The sequence below is a fragment of the Streptomyces sp. NPDC059456 genome, from assembly GCF_042750055.1.
Lineage (GTDB): Bacteria > Actinomycetota > Actinomycetes > Streptomycetales > Streptomycetaceae > Streptomyces.
This window is the reverse complement of record NZ_JBHYVA010000007.1, coordinates 26,075-39,725: the sequence shown is the minus strand read 5'-3', so window position 1 is coordinate 39,725 and position 13,651 is coordinate 26,075. Positions and strand designations below refer to the sequence as shown.

13 protein-coding genes are annotated in these 13,651 nt (G+C 67.8%); 9 read left to right on the top strand and 4 right to left on the bottom strand.

Going from position 1 to position 13,651, the window contains the following annotated elements:
* Positions 1–342: 342 nt before the first annotated feature.
* On the bottom strand, positions 343–849 hold the full coding sequence (locus ACFXA3_RS01910; protein ID WP_385180513.1) for a hypothetical protein: 507 nt from the start codon (positions 847–849) through the stop codon (positions 343–345).
* A 425-nt stretch (positions 850–1,274) separates the two neighbouring features.
* Between ACFXA3_RS01910 and ACFXA3_RS01905 the strand changes: the two genes are divergently transcribed.
* The 3 genes from ACFXA3_RS01905 (at position 1,275) to ACFXA3_RS01895 (ending at position 5,366) form a co-directional block, all read left to right on the top strand.
* On the top strand, positions 1,275–1,655 hold the full coding sequence (locus ACFXA3_RS01905) for a hypothetical protein (RefSeq protein WP_385180511.1): 381 nt from the start codon (positions 1,275–1,277) through the stop codon (positions 1,653–1,655).
* Positions 1,656–1,669: 14 nt separating this feature from the next.
* Entirely contained in the window at positions 1,670–4,192 is a 2,523-nt protein-coding gene (locus ACFXA3_RS01900) for a Helicase associated domain protein (protein ID WP_385180509.1), read from the top strand.
* A gap of 406 nt (positions 4,193–4,598) precedes the next feature.
* Positions 4,599–5,366, top strand: a complete 768-nt coding sequence (locus tag ACFXA3_RS01895) for a GNAT family N-acetyltransferase (protein WP_385180507.1) — start codon at positions 4,599–4,601, stop codon at positions 5,364–5,366.
* A 519-nt stretch (positions 5,367–5,885) separates the two neighbouring features.
* Here ACFXA3_RS01895 and ACFXA3_RS01890 read toward each other — a convergent pair.
* Positions 5,886–6,635: an alpha/beta fold hydrolase gene (locus tag ACFXA3_RS01890; RefSeq protein WP_385180504.1), complete on the bottom strand. Its 750-nt coding sequence runs from the start codon at positions 6,633–6,635 to the stop codon at positions 5,886–5,888.
* Between the two features lie 715 nt (positions 6,636–7,350).
* On the opposite strand from ACFXA3_RS01890, the gene ACFXA3_RS01885 reads away from it, so the two are divergent.
* Genes ACFXA3_RS01885 through ACFXA3_RS01870 form a run of 4 tightly spaced genes read left to right on the top strand, consistent with a single transcriptional unit; the run spans position 7,351 to position 9,119 of the window.
* Entirely contained in the window at positions 7,351–7,971 is a 621-nt protein-coding gene (locus ACFXA3_RS01885; protein ID WP_385180501.1) for an RBBP9/YdeN family alpha/beta hydrolase, read from the top strand.
* On the top strand, positions 7,968–8,189 hold the full coding sequence (locus tag ACFXA3_RS01880; RefSeq protein ID WP_385180499.1) for a hypothetical protein: 222 nt from the start codon (positions 7,968–7,970) through the stop codon (positions 8,187–8,189). The genes ACFXA3_RS01885 and ACFXA3_RS01880 overlap by 4 nt, the downstream gene beginning before the upstream one ends.
* 12 nt (positions 8,190–8,201) lie before the next feature.
* Positions 8,202–8,414 carry a hypothetical protein gene (locus tag ACFXA3_RS01875; RefSeq protein WP_385180497.1) on the top strand — a complete coding sequence of 71 codons (213 nt, stop codon included), beginning with the start codon at positions 8,202–8,204 and terminating at the stop codon, positions 8,412–8,414.
* A 6-nt stretch (positions 8,415–8,420) separates the two neighbouring features.
* Positions 8,421–9,119, top strand: a complete 699-nt coding sequence (locus ACFXA3_RS01870) for a transposase family protein (protein WP_385180495.1) — start codon at positions 8,421–8,423, stop codon at positions 9,117–9,119.
* A 544-nt stretch (positions 9,120–9,663) separates the two neighbouring features.
* On the opposite strand, the gene ACFXA3_RS01865 is transcribed toward ACFXA3_RS01870, so the two are convergent.
* Entirely contained in the window at positions 9,664–10,518 is an 855-nt protein-coding gene (locus ACFXA3_RS01865) for a patatin-like phospholipase family protein (protein ID WP_385180492.1), read from the bottom strand.
* An 83-nt stretch (positions 10,519–10,601) separates the two neighbouring features.
* Here ACFXA3_RS01865 and ACFXA3_RS01860 point away from each other — a divergent pair, with 83 nt between their 5' ends.
* Both ACFXA3_RS01860 and ACFXA3_RS01855 read left to right on the top strand, forming a co-directional pair.
* Positions 10,602–11,162, top strand: coding sequence for a TetR family transcriptional regulator (locus ACFXA3_RS01860; RefSeq protein WP_385180489.1), 561 nt, complete (start codon positions 10,602–10,604; stop codon positions 11,160–11,162).
* Between the two features lie 116 nt (positions 11,163–11,278).
* Positions 11,279–12,028 (top strand): transposase family protein, encoded by a 750-nt coding sequence (locus ACFXA3_RS01855; protein WP_385180486.1) that lies wholly within the window; start codon positions 11,279–11,281, stop codon positions 12,026–12,028.
* A 73-nt stretch (positions 12,029–12,101) separates the two neighbouring features.
* On the opposite strand, the gene ACFXA3_RS01850 is transcribed toward ACFXA3_RS01855, so the two are convergent.
* Positions 12,102–13,247, bottom strand: coding sequence for an SMI1/KNR4 family protein (locus tag ACFXA3_RS01850; RefSeq protein WP_385180484.1), 1,146 nt, complete (start codon positions 13,245–13,247; stop codon positions 12,102–12,104).
* Between the last annotated feature and the right edge of the window lie 404 nt (positions 13,248–13,651).

Here is a 13,651-nt window from a genome sequence, read left to right as displayed (position 1 = left end):
CCGAACCGACAAACTCGCCATCGCCTACCAGGCCGCACTCCACATCGCCGGCATCCTCATCTGGACCCGACGCTGACCAAAGAGACAGAACCTAGTCGCCAGGCTCCGCCTCCAGACCCGAGGGCCCGCAAGCGGGCCCGGCTGCGACACAGATACAGGGCGGCATGAGCAAGGCAAAGGCGCCCAGCTGGTGTCTCGTGATCCGGTTCGTGTCACCTGACGCTTCAAAAGCCGCTCGCCGCGACCGCCCGGAGCAGCGCATTATCTTCCTCCGCACCTCAATTCAGGGGTGGGTTTCGCAGTCTGCAGGCGGGCAAGGCCCTGCATGAGTTCTTACCCTCCTCAGAACTCAACACCGGGAGCGCACACAAGGAGCGGGGGTACGGCTCGTTTCGAGGACGAGTCCTCGTGCAGGAACAGGACTACCCGGAAGGGTGCGTCGTCCCCGGGGGCCAGTCTGGTGAAGGCCGCGCAGCCCTGCGCCCCTGTGTAGATCCCACCACCGCCGGTGATCACTTCATGGAACTCGTCCGAGGACCTCGGAAGGCCCTGAAGGGTGATCTGGCCTTGCGGGGTACTGAAGGTGGTGTTGCACTGCCTGACCGGGGTGGACGGGAACGGCGGCAGGACCGTACAGGTGAAGCCGAAGAGACCGAACTCCTTGCCCGATTCGGTTCTCGTTGCGGTGCCGGAAGCGCCGAACACTGATCCCGGGGACCCTTCCGGATCCCCGAATGTTCCGTTGACGCTGGTGGTGAGGTCAATGACCTTCACGTTGCCGTCTTTCGAGCCTGAACCGCTGACCGGGTCCGCTGCCACGGCAGGCGAGAGTCCCGTCATGGTGGCCATGCACGCTCCCAGCACGCATACGGCCAGCTTCATCCTCACCCGCGACGTACGCATATGTCCTCCGGTGATGTCGGATTTACAGCTATACAGTCCGACGCATACGGAATCAGTTCAGGCGGGGCCGGGAACACGGGCGATACCACGTCATGCCCCCTCCAACGGGCTACCAATGAAGGCTTCAGGGGACACGAATCGGGTCACGAGGCTCTAGGGCACGAAACGGTTCACTTCCACTCACAGCAGTGCCCCCACCTCGGACGGAGCACGACCCTGCGCCTCGAAGACTGCGGGGGTTTTCACCTTTCGCCGCACTCTTGGCCGATGCCACGGTACAGTCATCAGCATATGTTTGGGTGTGATGTGCTGTGTAGCGGCACGAGATCTTGGCCACTCCCTAACAGCGGACTGTCTCCACGGAGCGACGAATGCAGAACGTGATCGACTGGGCCAGTAGCCGTACCTTCAGCGTATGGAAGTACGGAATCGGGCATTCTCAGCTCCTGCTCGCGAGCCAGGAAACCGCCACGGAAACAGGCCTCGGAGTGCACTTCGAGGCCGTCGAGTACATGCGCCTCATCCGGACCTTCAAGAACCTGCGCATCACCACAGCAGACGAGCAGCACATACACGAGGTCGAGACCTCGGGCACCCTCGCCCACGCACTTCGACCGCTACTCGTACTGGCCCTGCACCACGACCACGGCGTGGGTCTGATCGCCTGCTCCCGACTGCGAATCGGACAGTTCCACGGCGAACCCACCAGCAACTTCGACACCCTCCAGCTTCACTCCACAGCCACCCGGTGACCACGGAGCCCCCTATGCCGCACCAGCCCACCCTCACCCTGCGGCCCCACCAGGAAGAAGCCGTCGAAGCCATCGTCCGCGGGCTCGACATTCCCCCCGGCAAACGGATCCCGAAGGCCGGCCTGCGGGCCACCGTGGTAGCCGCGTGCGGGACCGGCAAGACATTCATCGCCGCCGCAGCAGCCATCCGCCTCGCCCGCGGCGGACGCGTCCTGGTGCTGCTACCGACCCTGGACCTGCTAACGCAAACCGCGCGAGAGTGGCGCACAGCCGGCCACACCGGGCCGGCGGTCGCGGTCTGCTCGCTGGAGGACAACGCCCAGTTCTACGGCCTGAACGTGCGCAGCACGACGTCGGCGCCGCAGCTCGCGCTGTGGCACGGCCGCGGTCCGGTGACGGTGTACGCCACCTACGCCTCGCTGCCCGTCATCGCCGAGGCGCATCGCGGGGAGTACGGGCTGCCCATGGAGCCCTTCGACCTGGTGGTCGTGGACGAGGCGCACCGGACGTCCGGGTCGGCGGGGAAGGCGTGGGCGGACGTGCACCGACAGGACGTGATCCCCGCCCACCGGCGGCTGTACATGACGGCCACCCCGCGGATCTGGGCCGAGCGCCCGCCGAGGACGCGGGCGGAGAAGCGGGCAGCCGAGGCGGCACACCGGCGGAGGGAGGCAGAGCGGCGGAAGGAGGCGGAGGCCGAGGGCCGCCCGTACGTTCCGCACTATGAGGCGCTGCCGGCGGAACTGGCGTGCTCGATGGACGATCCCAAGATCTTCGGTCCGGTCGTCTATGAACTGTCGCTCGCGGACGCGATCTCGCGCGAGCTTCTGGCCCACTATCAGGTGGTAGTGGCTGAATTGGTCGACCCGGTGGTGACACCGGATCGGCTCTACGGGAAGGAGCGGTGGGACGAGGAGCTGCGCGGTGAACGTCTCGCCGCCGTGCAGACGGCCCTCCTGGAGACCATGGCCGCCCACGGCCTGAAGACGACGATCACCTTCCACCACCGCACCATCGAGGCGCAGGCCTTCGCCGAGGGCCTGCCACGGGTCGCGTCCCGCCTGCATGCCGTCGACCCCAAACGGCATCCCGCCCCGGAGCGGGTGTGGACCGGGTGGCTGCGCGGGGAGCACCAGGCCGAGCACCGGGCATCCGTCCTCGCCGATTTCGGTCGCCGCACCGGCCGAGCCGTCCTCGCCAACTGCAAGGTGCTGGGGGAAGGCGTCGACATCCGAAGCGTGGACAGTGTTGCCCTGATCGACCCCAAGGGATCGGCTGTCGACATCGTCCAGGCCATCGGCCGGGCCCTGCGACAGAAGCCCGGGGAAGGAAAAATGGCCACCCTGATCGTGCCCGTATTCCTCGCCACGGACGAAGATCCCGAGGACATTCTCTCCTCGAAATCCTATGGGCCCCTGATTCGGGTTCTGAACGGGCTTCGGGCACACGATGAACGCGCCGTGGAAATGCTCGCAATTCCCCAAGAGGCACAGAAACACATCGTAGCGCCGTCGCAGCTGATCGGCTCGGCCCCCTACGAGGGCGAGGAGGAAGCCCGGCTGCTGCTCCGGTTCGCCGCCCCGCGCGACCCCGCGTTGATCGCCAAGTGGATCAGCTACCAGGTGTTCAACACCGAACGCCAGGACTGGCGCCGGGGCGCCGAGGCAGCATGGCGGTACCGGCAGCGGGAGGGGGACCTGGAAGTCCCGTACGACCACACCGAGGGCCCTTATCCGCTGGGGCGGTGGCTCTCCGACCAGCGGCGGACGTTCCGGGCCGGGCAGATGAGCGGCAAGCGGGCCGCCGAGCTGGAAGTGCTCGGGATCGTGTGGGACACCGCAGACGCCGCGTTCGACCAGAACCTCGCGGCCGCGCGGGCGTACTACGAGCAGCACGGCACCCTCGCCGCACCCCGGCACGCCACCATGCTGGACAAGCCGGTCGGGCAGTGGCTCACCAACATCCGCCGGCCCGGCGGACTCGGCAAAGACCCCGGCCGCGCCCAACAGCGGGCCGCCGCCCTCGCCGCCATCGATGAAGACTGGAACCCGGGCACCCTCGGCTGGACCGTCGACTGGCAACGCCAATACGCCTACCTCGCCCAGCTCCTGGACGACGGTGCGCGCATGGCGGCGATCGTCCCGGGGGTGACCCGGCACGGCCAGGACATCGGCCGCTGGCTGGCCACACAGCGCCGCGACTACCGCCGGCTCACCGAGGAACAGCAGCGGCGGCTGGCCTCGCTCGGCGTGAAGCCCGCGCGGGCGGTACGGGCCCGCACGGCAGCCTCGGCGGCGGGTACGACGTCCACGTCCGGGCGCGGCACCGAGGCGTTCCAGAAGGGCATCCAGGCCCTCACGCAGTACCTCGCGCGGGAAGGCGGCGGCACTCCGGGGCGATCGCACACAGAGTGCCTTCCCGACGGCAGTGAGCACCGCACGGGGGTATGGCTCGCCAACCAGAAGGCCCGGCGCGACCGACTCAGCCCCGACCAACTCGCCGCCCTCACCCACCTCGGCATCCACTGGGCACAGTAGGCCCGGCAGACCACCTGGCCCTACACAGGCGCCACCCGGTCTGTCCGCGAAACGACACCGACCTGCACCAACCGAACGACAGCCCGAACCCAGACGCAGCGTCCCTGCAAGGTGGTGAACACCCATGTCGCCGGCCAGCGAACAATCCACGCCGCCCATCAGGAGGCCGCAACACCACTCGGAGCGGTCGGTCACCCCCTCGGTCACGTCCCTGGGCCCTGCGAGGCTGCGGAGAAGTGCGGTGGGTCGGCTGTCTGGGTGATGTGGCCTCGATCCGGGCTCGTACCGATCGCAGAAGTGAAAACGACTTCCGATGCCCTTCGACGGGACCGGGAGACGAGCGCCCTGCGGGACCGCAGGGAAAACCGCCTCTGAAATTGGGCAGTTGGGCATTACCGTCGGTGCGATGACAACACGATCCATGCCGGCAGGACAGCCAGAGACCCTGACCCTGGCCGATGCCCCGATGCGTCAGGCCCGTAACTCCGCCGCCTTTTGGGCCGCGACCGGCCGAAGCCGGGGCCATGCGGTCATCCGCCGCCGCGGGTTCGTCGCGGTCGACGGCGACCTGCGCGCCGGCCTGCGGATCCTGATCCAGGAGCCGGACCTCGACCCGGACGAGCTGGCCGAAGTGAGCGAGCTGGTACGCCGGGCCCCGGGCCCGGCGAACGTCGAGGATCCGTTCAGCTCGACCGACCTGAGCCACCTGGACCTGCGCAGCTGGCAGATGCCGGTCATGCTGCGGCCCCCCGGCCCGGTCGGTGAACCGGCACTGGAGGTGATCCGGGCAGCGCGGACCGAGGACCTCCAAGCCGCCGAGCGGATCGTGATCGAGGGTTTCGAGCTGACCGGATTCGAGCCGTACCGCCCCGGCGAGCTGTTCCCGGCGGCGCTGATCGAGCAGCCGGGCGTAGACGTGTTCGTCGCCAGGCACGACGGCGTGCCCGTGGGAGCCGGCGTCAGCGTCGTGGACGACGGCATCGGCAGCCACTACTGGATCGCGACGTCCCAGTCTTTCCGGTCGCACGGCGTGGGGCGGGCCGTCATGCTCGGCTCCCTCGCGCCCCTTGCGGACCTCCCACTCACGCTCACCGCGTCGAAGCTGGGCAGACCGCTGTACGAGTCGCTGGGCTACACCGTCGCGGCCCCCTCGACCTGGTGGGCCTCGCACTGATGCCGACACCGCCGCGCTAGAGCCCGCCGGTTGGTGAAAATGCCGGACCAACGATGAGGGCCCAGGTCGGGGGACCTGGGCTCCTGGCTGGCGCGGCCCGCGCGAAGCCGGTACAGGACCAGTCGATCCCTATGGCGGCAGGGGCCGCCAAGCCCGCCGGGCCACCACCACACGCCCGTCAGGGGGCGAGGCCGCTCCGAGAGAGGACGCCCTGACAAGCGGGCTTCCTCATCGAGGACAAGGCCCCCAACACACAGCCACACCACAAGCACCGGCGGCCAGACACCGGATGGCAACGAGCGGGGAGCGGCTCCCCGCGCGGGCGGTGCGCACGGCCCGCCAGTCCACGGAAAAGCGGACCACCTCCAAAAGCCCGATCTCCTGGGCGTCGTTGAGCCGAAGCACGATAGTTGTCACCTTCGGGATGGGTGGCCTGGCCGTTTGGGCCTTGTGAGGCAAGCTGTTCGTCACCGATGAGGCGCGCTGCTTGTCATCAACGGCGATGCCGCAGCCTTTCTGTCACCCGTTCCGAAGGGGAGCATCGTCGTCCGCCTGGAGCGAGGGCTGTGCGGCCGGGCAGTCTCCCGGTGGCTGCAAGAACCTCAGAACCGCCTCCACGAACACCGTCGGCTGGGCGTTGTGGATCAAGTGCCCAGCCGGAATGGTGACGACTCGCCCTTGAGGAACGCGACGGGCCAACTCGGCGATGTGCTCCTGGGGAACGTGGCTTCCCGGACCGCCGGCTACGGCGAGGGTCTCCGCAGTGATCTTGCTGAGACCCTCCAGCCAGTTCGGGTCAGGTGTGTCGATCTGCCGCCTGACGGCCAACACCATCTCCCAGTCGAAGGTCAGCTTCCCATCCGGCCTGATCGGGGTGGACTGCTCGCGGGGTCGTGGCAGCGGGACGTCCTCCAAGACGAGTCGGTCCACACGTTGCGGATACTCCCCGGCGAACAGATAGGCAACGATTCCGCCCATCGAGTGCCCCATCAGATCCACCCGGTCAAGAGCCAGCGCATCCAGAAAGCCGAGCAAGTCGTCCCGCATCAGCTGCAGCGAGTAGTTCCCCGGCCAGTCGCTTCGGCCATGACCGCGAAGATCGAGGGCATAGACCCGCCAGCTGCGGGCGAGGACGGGCGCCACGACGTCCCAGTCCGCAGCATCCTCGCCCAGTGCATGCAACAGGACGAGCGGCGGAGCTTCCGGCGGGCCCGAAACCTGATAGGCGAGCCGGATCCCACCAACGTCAACCGAGCGATGATCAACCATGTCCGAAACCTAGCCGGGGACCACCGTCAGGGACGCGGCGTTCACCAAAGGCCGAACCAGCCACCACCAGCATGGTGACAACCAGCCTGCCTTTGTGACAACCATCTTGCCTCGGCTCAGGAGTAGAGGGGAACCGAGGTCACCCCGCCGTGGTGCTTGTAGTCGACGTCCACGGAGGCGACCGGGAACAGCCACCCGAGCCGGCGACGCGTCGGCGCGGACGGGATGGCTGCGGCACCCTCTTCCTCCTCTTCTTCGACCGAGTGCCTTCATCGCTTCCCCGCTCTATCGGCCCGGCCGGTTGTCCTTCAGACAACGCCGCCACTTCGCTCTCCTGTGGGTGGCGATCCTGACGGCCTGCTCCTTCGCCGCACTCAGCGCTCCGGCCACGGAAGAGGACGGGTTCTCCATTCCCGGGCTCCGAATCGCAGGGCCTGCTTCACATCTCCAGTGCCTGTGGCGCAGGACATCGCTGTCGGCTCGTGGGCAGAGCCGGTTTATGAACGGGGCAGGGCGAGCGGCTCGCCAGGTTGCAGACGTCTGCCCAGGCGGCAGACGATGGCCTGGAGGCCAATCCTCATGTATTTGCGGCCAGTTCTGCTCATGTGGGCTGGCCGGCAGCCATGCCCGGAGGGGGGATCATCCATGGAACCCGTACAGTGGCCGTACCAGTTCACCGACAGCCTGAAGATCAGGGCCGGGACGAAAGAGACAGATGACTGAGATGCCCGGCTCGCCTCCGCCGGCGCGGCGCTTCCTCATGGTGCACGGCGTACAGCACCGTCGGCCGCAGCAGCACTGGCTGTGGTGGTTGACCGAGGCCCTGCGCCAGCGGGGTGAGCAGGTGCTCTATCCACAGTTCCCCGCGCCCGAGCAGCCGTCGGTGAGCGAATGGACCGATCTCCTGCACGCCGAACTGGCCCAACTCGGCGACCAGGAACGCGTCGTGGTGTGTCACTCCCTCGGCTGCGCCCTGTGGCTGCGCGCCGCCCAGACCCTGCCTGCCGACCTGCGCGTCAGCCGGGTGCTGCTGGTGTCCCCGCTCGGTGACCAGGCGTTCACCGTGGCCAACAGCAATGAAGAGTTCAAGCTCGAGCGCATCGGCCGTGAGCACCTCGCCGCCGCATCGGCCAAGCCGCCGCATGTGGTCGTCTCGGCGACCGATCCATACGCGCCCGCCAACCCACGCGAGTGGAGTGCCGCGCTCGGCCTGGACTGCGATGTCCTCCCCGCCGCCGGCCACATCACCCCCGCAGACGGATACGGCCCATGGCCGGCCGCACTCGCCTGGTGCCTACGCGAACAGACCCCCGTGTCAGCCGTCACCGGACCGTGAGCGCGGAAGAGTCCGTCGCCGGTGATCGCATGCGGATCGAACACGGACCTGGCAACGAACGGCGCGCACAGCCGGGGCAGGGCGTGACGGCGACGCGTACCAGCACCACCGCCGCAATCGGCGCGCTGCTGACCGCGACGCTGTTCTGGGCCGGGAACTACGTCGTCGGCGGTGCCGCCCTGTCCGCGATCCCACCGCTTGACCTCGTGGCGCTTTGATAGGCGATCGCCGTGGTACCGCTTTTTGTCCTCGCGCAGCTGGGCGAACGCCCCGACTGGCGAGTGGTCGCCCGCTCGTGGCCCCGTGTACTGCTCCCGGCCGTGTTCGGGTTCGTCGCCTACAACTATCTGCTGCACACGGCGTTGCAGTACACGGACGCGGTAAACGCTTCCCCAACGAGCTCGTGCATGGTTGGCGGTGCGACGCTGGATCGTGATCGCTGATCATGTTTGTGTGGTGGGGAACGGGGCTCGTGCAGCGATCATCAGCGACCGGAGGATCACGGGGCTGTCGGCCGATGTGATCGCCGAACTCGTCGCCGAGGTAGGTCGTTATGGCACGGACAACACCAGGCGGGACTGGAGTCCAGGCCACGGCAGCGGGCCGTTGGCGCCGGAGCAAAGCACAGGCTGGTCTTTGTCGACCGGCTCCTGGCCACGCTCGTCCACCTTCGCCACGGGGCCACTCACGACGTGCTGGCCTGCTGGTTCGACGTTGACCGCTCCACGATTACCCGGGCGATCGGCGAGGTGCGGCCCCTGCTCGCAGCCCGCGGCTGCACCATCGCGGCCGGCATCCGGCTCCGCACCCTCGCCGAGGTCATCGACCACCTCGGCGCCAGCGGACAGACCGGAATCATCGACGGCACCGAGATCCGGGTCCGCAGGCCCGCCGCCGGCCGCAAGGACCGGGAGAAGTTCATCCCCGGCAAGAACAAGCAGAACGCGGTCAAGGCCATGGTCCTCACCGACACCAGCGGCAGACTCCTGTTCTGCAGTCCAGCCCAGCCGGCCAGCTGTGCCGACATCACCCACGCCCGGGAGTTAGGCCTGGTCAAGCACCTGACTGGCGGGCCGGCCCTGGAGATCCTTGCCGACGCGAGAACTGGCGAGCCCTCGCTCGCCACCACGGCCGCCGTGACCACATGAGCGACACGATCCACGCCATCGCCGGACTGCTCTCACACCAGCAGACCGCCACTCGCAGGCCCAATGAGCCACAGTGACCACCGGGCCGACCTGCACTCTTCGACGCTTCACCGCCAACCGTGCACGAGCTCGTTAGTCTAGGAGCATCTTGGCTATGCCGCGATCGGCGGTGGCCGTCGGGCGGAGTGGCGATCGCGGCTTGCGGGTGACGCATGACAGCGTCTGTGCGTGAGATCGGACGGACGTGACCGCGTGATGCCTGTGTGGAACACCAGGTCAGGTGGGGGCGGGGAGTGGGTGATGCGTCGGCGGAGAGGGCGGAGGCGATCTCTTCGAGCCGAGGGGGCGACGGCGCACAGGAGCGCCTCCGCACCGCCGCGTGGAGCCCTCGGGGCGCGTTTGCCTAATACTCCAGCGGTAGATTGTGATCTTGACAACCGGACGGCTTGCCGGCGGTGGTAGTTCGTCGCGAATCAGCTGTAGGCAGGACCGGGGCCGAGGACGGGGTCAACGAGACGGGCAGCAATGGGGATCGGGCGGATGCTCAATCCGTGTCGGATCCAGTCCTCCAGGCGAGGCGGAGCTGCTCTGCGGAATCGGTGGCTTGGCGAAGGCCCGCCTGGTAGGCCGGTTCCCAGGCTGTGCGGTCGTTGAGGTCTGAGCCGAATGCGCGTATTGATGCCGGATCGGGCTCGATGGTCACCACTGTGTGCGCCGCGGCGACCGCCAGCTCCTGGTGGAGCAACTCGCGGGGAAACAGGTGCGCCTGCGGGTCGATCACGACGAGCGTGCGGGCTCCGGCCGCGAGTGCGGCGTTGGTTGCTGACCGCAGGGAGCCGTCCATGTATCGGCGGCCGTTGATGGTGATCGGTGGGTAGATGCCCGGGAAGGCCGTGCTTGCCGCCACGGCGGAGGGCAGGGGTGCGCCACTCGCGCGGTCGAAGACCTTCTGCTCGCCGGTCTCGGCGTCCATCGCGGTGATGAGCAGCTTCCGGTCCGGCCATTGGTCTGCGCCGGCTATGGCACGCATCCGGGTGATATGCGCCTGCTCGGGGCCGGTTTCGGCGGCGACCGCGATCTGGCCCACTCGGCGCCAGGCCTCGGCTGGGTCCGAGGCGGCACTGCCGAGCACGGCGAACGCCTCGCCCAGCCGGCGCCCGTCCACCTGGGGCGGGGTGCTGTTGGTGTCGGCGGGGCGTACTGGGGTGGCGAGTCGGTCGGGGTCCTGACCGGTGGCCAGTACTGCGCCGATGATCGCGCCAGTCGACGTGCCGACGATCAGATCGGCCTCGCTGAGATCCACTCTGCCGCGGCGCAGTCCGCAGGCCAGTCCGGCCATCCAGGCCGCACCGACGGGGCCTCCGGCGCCCAGTGCGAGTGCCCGGTCGAGTGTGCGCATGGCTGTCTCCTTCCCATTGTTGAAACGGTCGTACCATATACTGATGCAGGCTCAGGTCCGCAGTACCGAGAGGATGATCCGCCGTGGGGCGACCCCCAGATCCCGCCCGACGGGAGGCCAGGCTGGCGCGCGCGACCGACTACGTACTGGCACACGGCCTGGCCGGGTTGAGCCTGAGGCCGCTGGCCGCAGCCCTCGATACCAGCCCGCGGATGCTGCTCTACGACTTCGGTAGCAAGCAGGAGTTGGTATCTGCCGTCCTTGCCGAGGCCCGCCGCCGCGGTGCGACACGGCTGGCCGAGAACCTCCCGCCGGACGCAGGCTCTCCGCAGGAACACCTGCGCGGCATCTGGGCCTGGATCAGCGCACCTGAGCGCGCCCCGTACGTCCGGCTGATCTTCGAGGTGCACGCCGACGGCCTGGCTCGCCCCGAGAACTATCCGGACCAGGCTGAGGCGATCACGGGCTGGTTCGACACCCTCGGCGCCACGTTCCGCGACCTCACCACCGACCCTGACGACACCGTCACTCCCACGCTGGTCATGGCCGTGATCCGGGGCCTACTGTTTGACCTGACGACCACCAGCGACCGCCGCCGCACCGACCACGCCCTTGACCGCTTCTGCGAACTCCTCCGGCTTTGAATGAGCTTCTTCGAGTTGGCCACCGATCGGGTGATGGTCGTGAAGCGCAACGAACGAGGCCCCCGAGGTGTTGATCGAGATGTCTGACGTCTCAATCACGTTGCCCGGGGGCCTCGTTGGTCATCCATCCTGCCGCACTTGACCTGCCGCATGCGCTCGTGGAGTGGGTGGCCATGCTGGTTGTCACTCGTGAGGGCGACCGGCGCTGCAAGCTCCGTCCGTCCCAGCGGGCGATGGTGGCACTGGTGTACCTACGAGAGCACACCACTCTGGCGAAGATCGCCGCCGGGTTCGGGATCAGCGAGTCCACCGCCCACGCCTACACCCACGCGGTCGTCGACCTGCTCGCCGAACGAGCACCGGGTCTACTCAAGACGCTGCGCGAGCACGATCTCGACTTCATCCTGCTCGACGGAACCCTCGCCGAGTGCGACCGGGTCGGCGACGGCCGGGCCGACTACTCCCACAAACACCGGCGCCACGGCGTGAACATGCAGGTCGTCACCGACCCGGGCGGCCGGCTGCTGTGGCTCTCGCCCGCCCTGCCGGGCCGCACACACGACCTGACCGCCGCCCGCACCCACCGGATCATCCGGATCTGCGAGCGCCAGGGCGTTCCCGTCCTGGCCGACCTCGCCTACCAAGGCGCAGGACCGTGGCTGACGACCGGCATCAAACGCAAGCCACTCCAGGAACTCACTCTCACCGAAAAGACCCTCAACCGGGCGCTGGCCGCAGCACGAGCGCCCGTTGAACGCGGTGTCGCGATCCTGAAGTCCTGGCGGATCTTCCGCAGGTCCCGGTGCAGCCCCAACCGCATGACGTCAATCGTCAACGCCATCCTCACGCTGGAGCGGCAGCGCTGAAGATTCTTGGTGAGCGCTTCGTCTGGCGATAACCGCCACATGAAGCGCTCACGCGGAACCGAAACCCCTGGGGTCAGTCCTGATCTTGGCTGTACTGAGCCGCGTACCAACTGGAGTCGATGGCGGGGTTGCGCAGCGCCCCCCAGAATCGGTCGTCAGGTATCGGTGGCAGGGGCTGATTGCCCAAGTCAGCATGCAGATCCGCACGCCAGTCGAGAGTGAAGTGACTCCGGGTCTCCGCGCTCTCGCACACGGACCTGTACGGGGATCCCCAGATCCCGAGGGCTATCTTCTCCGCGGCCCACCTGCGAGTGACGTCTCGGCCGGTGTCGGCCTGTGCGAGCACCGCGCGGAGTCGCAAGGCGAGCGGGCCGGTCTGGTCAGGCTGCGGCAGGGCCACACCGCGCTCCCACGCGTCCAGGGCTGCCTTGACCTCCGGGTAGTTGTTCAGACCCGTTTCGACCGCCAGTCTGCGCAGCTGCTTCCGCGCGGCGTCGACCACCTGCTCATACGGCAGGACTGCGATCAGCGCACCGAGTTCCTCATGCCCGTCCAGGTGGCTCACGTGCAGGAGGTCGGTGGGGCTGTAGGACAGGTCCAGCTCTGGCAGCTGCTCATCCGGTGCGGGAAGCGGCTCGTCGGCACTGTACTGCGGCCTGGCAGGCGGACGCGCCTCCCAGAACAGCCGGCCGTTGAAGGTGACGACACCAGCCTCCTGGCCGCGCTCAAGCGTGCCGGCCAGTTCGGCCAGATACTCACCCAGCGAGTCGGCCTGCCCGAAACTGGTGCCGGTCTCGTCGAAGAACCGTCCGATCACACCGAAGGAGTCCCGCCCGGTACGGCAATCCATCAGAAGACCGTCCGACGTCGCGTCGTAAGAACTGAATTTTACGCAATCGTGAAGCCAGTAGCCCTCGGTCTCCCCGTCGTGGCCCTGGTCGATGCCGCGCATGAACCCGGTGTCCCCGAGGATTCCGCTCACTCCGAGCAGCCGGTCGCCCGTGCTGAAGCGGAAAGCCTCAGGTCCCTCCAGCGCCCCGTTGTGCCGGAGGAGTGAAGCGACCAGGTCCGGAGGAAAGGTGACCCCCAGTTCCTGTTGCGCTGCTGCGATCTCCTCGCTGCCTGCAGGCGGCCGAAGCGTGGCAAACGTGCGGGGCGCATGCTCGCGCAGCCACGCGTCGATGCGAGTCCATGAATCCTGGACCAGGTCTGATGTCATAGGGCCGACCTTAGAACCAGCGGCTGACAACAGCTTGATCGTCGCTCACCGGCCTTGCCGCCGGGTTGGCGTTCAGGCCGGCAAGCTTCGAGCGGCCCCTTGTCCCGGCTCACCAAGCTGCTGGCACCGGATGCTGCAGCCGCCCACTCGACACTGCAGCGTGCTCGGTCCCGATCACCCGATCGGTGGCCAACTCGAAGAAGCTCACTGTCGGCAGCTGCTTGTCGAAGACCCTATTGCCGGCCGGGGTGAGCCGTGGCCATGGTGAGCGGCCTTGCTGACGTCCATCCCGAGGAAGACGCTCACGCCGCCGACGTCGGCATCGTGCTCCCAACTGTTTCGGTGTGGTGCTGGCCAGGGAGTCGGAGCCGGCCTGGTGGCGAACTCCCGGCCGTGGATGCACT

Excerpts from the sequence above, each read along its gene's own strand:
- ACFXA3_RS01850 (WP_385180484.1), bottom strand. The coding sequence starts at position 13,247 with ATGACATCAGACCTGGTCCAGGATTCATGGACTCGCATCGACGCGTGG.
- ACFXA3_RS01900 (WP_385180509.1), top strand. The coding sequence starts at position 1,670 with ATGCCGCACCAGCCCACCCTCACCCTGCGGCCCCACCAGGAAGAAGCC.
- ACFXA3_RS01895 (WP_385180507.1), top strand. The coding sequence starts at position 4,599 with ATGACAACACGATCCATGCCGGCAGGACAGCCAGAGACCCTGACCCTG.
- ACFXA3_RS01905 (WP_385180511.1), top strand. The coding sequence starts at position 1,275 with ATGCAGAACGTGATCGACTGGGCCAGTAGCCGTACCTTCAGCGTATGG.
- ACFXA3_RS01885 (WP_385180501.1), top strand. The coding sequence starts at position 7,351 with ATGACTGAGATGCCCGGCTCGCCTCCGCCGGCGCGGCGCTTCCTCATG.
- ACFXA3_RS01910 (WP_385180513.1), bottom strand. The coding sequence starts at position 849 with ATGGCCACCATGACGGGACTCTCGCCTGCCGTGGCAGCGGACCCGGTC.
- ACFXA3_RS01865 (WP_385180492.1), bottom strand. The coding sequence starts at position 10,518 with ATGCGCACACTCGACCGGGCACTCGCACTGGGCGCCGGAGGCCCCGTC.
- ACFXA3_RS01890 (WP_385180504.1), bottom strand. The coding sequence starts at position 6,635 with ATGGTTGATCATCGCTCGGTTGACGTTGGTGGGATCCGGCTCGCCTAT.